Genomic DNA, 2,829 nt, shown 5'->3' with positions numbered 1-2,829 from the left:
GGGGGGGGGGGGGGGGGGGGGGGCCCACGCCGCGGCGGGGGGGGGGGGGGGGGGGGGGGGGCCCCCCCCCCCCCCCCACGATGTGCAGCCAGGCGACGGGGTAGCGGCCGTCTGCGGTCTGCGGGTCAGGGCGAAGTGCAGTTTGGACGCCCTTGCGGGCGGCGCCTTTCGGCTCGCCCACGGCCGGACGGGGCGGGGCCGGTTCGGCGACGCGCGGGCGGGTGGGTGTGGTGGGTTGGCCTTCCAATGGGGGATGCGGGCGGGCGGTCATGCCGCGTCCCGGGGTCGGGCCTTGCGGATGGAGCTGTCCAGGGCGCTGCGGATCGTGGCGCGGCACTCGGCAGAGGTCAGCCCCCGTGCCTCCCCCACCCCTTGGAAGGCCTCTTCAACCACGTGCCGGGGGATGTCGCCCCACGCGACGAAACGCCCCACCTTGAAGGCGCACCGGTTGAGGATGTTGTTGCGCTGCTTGTCCGGCGCCACTGCCACCACGGCGCATTCGGCCTCCAGCGCGGCCAGAGCCGCACGGCTCCCGTTCACCGCAGGAAGCCTCAGTGGGCCCACGGGGCGCGCGGGGGCGGGTTGCAGGATGGTTTGCAGCCACAGGGGCAGAGGGGCCGCCACAGGGCCGCTCAGCGTCTCGTAGCTTCCGGTGGGGGTGATGCTGCCGGCGGCGACGACGTAGCCGCCCCATGCGCGGGTGTCGACCAACTGGCCCACGGCGCCTGCGGTGTTGGTCAGCCGCAGGCCGTCGGGGGTGGTGAAGTACAAGTGTGTTCCGCCGCTCGCGGTCCGCACCCGGTAGGTGGTGGGGACGGCGCGCCCGGCGCGCTCGCAGAGCGCCTTGAAGGTGGCCGCGCCGTTAGGCGCGTCCGAACTGCCTTTGTGCTTGGGCATGTCGAGGTCGACGACGAGCAGGTTGGAGGGGCCGGTGGCGATGCCGATGTTGTAGGGGGTGTGCCACCAGGTGGTGCGGATCCGCTCGGGATCGCGGGTGGCGCGCTGTTCCCACTTCAGGTGGCCGCCCGCGCACTCGCCCGTGTAGGGGCAGGTGGCCTCGCCGTGCAGGGCGGGCCGCTTGTCGCCTGGGCGGAGCGGGAAGACGTACCAGCCGCGTTCGGCGGCATCGAGTGCGGCGCGGAGCATCGCGGATCGGGGGTCATGGGTCATGCTGGATGTCTCCAGTTCCTTGATGGGTGACTGGCGAGCAAGGGCGGCCCCGGATTCATTGGCGTGAGACGGGGGCCGCCCTTGGCGTAGCTAGAAGCAGTCAGGGGTGACGTGGTCGCTTCGCTGCTCGTGCTGGTGCCATGCGGCGTACTGCTGTCGGACGTAGCCGCGCGGGTGCATTGCGGCGTGGTCCGGGACGGTGAAATCAGGGTGGGCCTGGTCGATGTCGAGCAGGTATGTAGCGGCAGCCAGCGCGCTCTCTTCCGCGTCGCTGCAGGGTTCGTCGGGCTCGTCCAACAGCGCGATGCGGTCCAGCAGTGCGGCCTTGCGCAGGTAGAACTCCCGCTCCAGCTCCGTGAAGCAGGCGGCACCGGCCACGGTGCGGGTTGTCCAGCCGATTTCGCTGATGATGCTGGGGGCGAGCGCGTAGGCGTGCTCCGGTGTGGGCCACGATTCCGGCTCGCTGCGGTGTTCGGCTCGGGCGTACAGGCGGTGCCGCTTGCGGTCGCGGGAGGGCCAGACGGTCACGGTGCCGACCGTGAAGGTGCGGTCCAGGGCGGCGACGACGTGATCGGTGTCGGTGGGGTCGCAGATGACGCGGATCTCGAACATGGGTGATTGCTCTCCCGTCAGCCGTTGAAGTGGTTGCGCTTGAAGATCGCTTTGCGGATGTTGACCGTGGTCCCGCTCTTGTGGCCGCTCGTGCTGAAGACCTGTACCGCGATCCATCCGCCGAAGATGACGGCGGCGAGGGTGATGAGCTGGGTGATGAGCGCGGTCAGGGCGGTGATGAACGTGGTGAGCAGGAGCAGTCCGCCGCTCACGGCGAGGAATCCGATGCCTCCGAGGGCGACGTTCACGGCTGCGCGGGAGACGGGCGGCTTGGCGGCGGCGGGTTCGGGCTTGGCGGGTTCGATGGCGTAGCCGGTGACGACGCGGCCGTCCGGCAGGACCACGCTGGCGACTGCCGGGAGGTGGCCGGGCTGGAGGGGCACCATCGGTGCCGGCTGCACGACGGCGGGCGGTATCGGGGTGGGCTGGTGGACTTCCACGGCCCTGTGGGCGGGCGGGTGGCGGGCAGGTTCGGGGTACATGCGGAATCCCTTCCGGTCATGGCTCGGGGAGGCGGGCACACCCCCTGTCAGGGGCGCTGTGGAGGGGGGTTTCGGGGCGCCGAGCAGGGCGCCTCCCCGCCTCCCCAAGAGCACGTTTTCGCTGATCAAGGCCGGGGAGGCGGGGTGGGGAGGTGGTTGGGGAGTTCTCCCCGCCTCCCCGGCGTGGGCGGGTCTGCCTCCCCGCTAAGCGGAGGCGGAAGCGGAACCGTCGTCGTCGCGGTTGGCGAGGGCGCGCAGGACGTGATCGCGGTGGACGACCATGCGGCCGTGGGACTTCTTCGGCTCCTCGCCCTCGGCCTCCAGCACGCGCTTGAGGTCGCCGTTGGTCCAGTCGCCGTAGGCGTCCTGGTTGAGCATCGCGAGGCGCTTGAGGACGTCGGTGGTGGGCAGCCGGGGCGCATCCCCGATGGCGGCGGCGATGTCGGCGAGCGGGTCGCGGTCCTCGCCGCGCTCGATCACGGTCAGCGTGGTGACCCCGTCGCGGAGGGCCTTCGCGCGGTCGGCGATGGCCTGGGCGGGGTCGTCGTCGATGAAGTGGGTGCGT

3 protein-coding genes and 1 pseudogene are annotated in these 2,829 nt (G+C 71.7%); all 4 read right to left on the bottom strand.

Annotated features, from left to right (window positions below; all coding sequences use genetic code 11):
* Positions 1 to 267: 267 nt before the first annotated feature.
* Positions 268 to 1,170, bottom strand: coding sequence for a bifunctional DNA primase/polymerase (locus POF73_RS45585; RefSeq protein WP_272125435.1), 903 nt, complete (start codon positions 1,168 to 1,170; stop codon positions 268 to 270).
* 90 nt (positions 1,171 to 1,260) lie between these two features.
* Complete coding sequence (locus POF73_RS45580) at positions 1,261 to 1,782, bottom strand: hypothetical protein (protein WP_272125434.1); 522 nt, start codon at positions 1,780 to 1,782, stop codon at positions 1,261 to 1,263.
* A 17-nt stretch (positions 1,783 to 1,799) separates the two neighbouring features.
* Positions 1,800 to 2,264 carry a hypothetical protein gene (locus POF73_RS45575; protein WP_272125433.1) on the bottom strand — a complete coding sequence of 155 codons (465 nt, stop codon included), beginning with the start codon at positions 2,262 to 2,264 and terminating at the stop codon, positions 1,800 to 1,802.
* 204 nt (positions 2,265 to 2,468) lie between these two features.
* A pseudogene (locus POF73_RS45570) lies at positions 2,469 to 2,829 on the bottom strand (ATP-binding protein); the annotation flags it as partial.

The organism is Streptomyces sp. HD, from assembly GCF_028369295.1.
Lineage (GTDB): Bacteria > Actinomycetota > Actinomycetes > Streptomycetales > Streptomycetaceae > Streptomyces.
Note: the sequence above shows the minus strand (reverse complement) of the source record. Positions and strands in the feature narration are given on the sequence as shown.

Coding starts and splice junctions, on each gene's coding strand:
- POF73_RS45585 (WP_272125435.1), bottom strand. CDS start 1,170: ATGACCCATGACCCCCGATCCGCGATGCTCCGCGCCGCACTCGATGCC.
- POF73_RS45580 (WP_272125434.1), bottom strand. CDS start 1,782: ATGTTCGAGATCCGCGTCATCTGCGACCCCACCGACACCGATCACGTC.
- POF73_RS45575 (WP_272125433.1), bottom strand. CDS start 2,264: ATGTACCCCGAACCTGCCCGCCACCCGCCCGCCCACAGGGCCGTGGAA.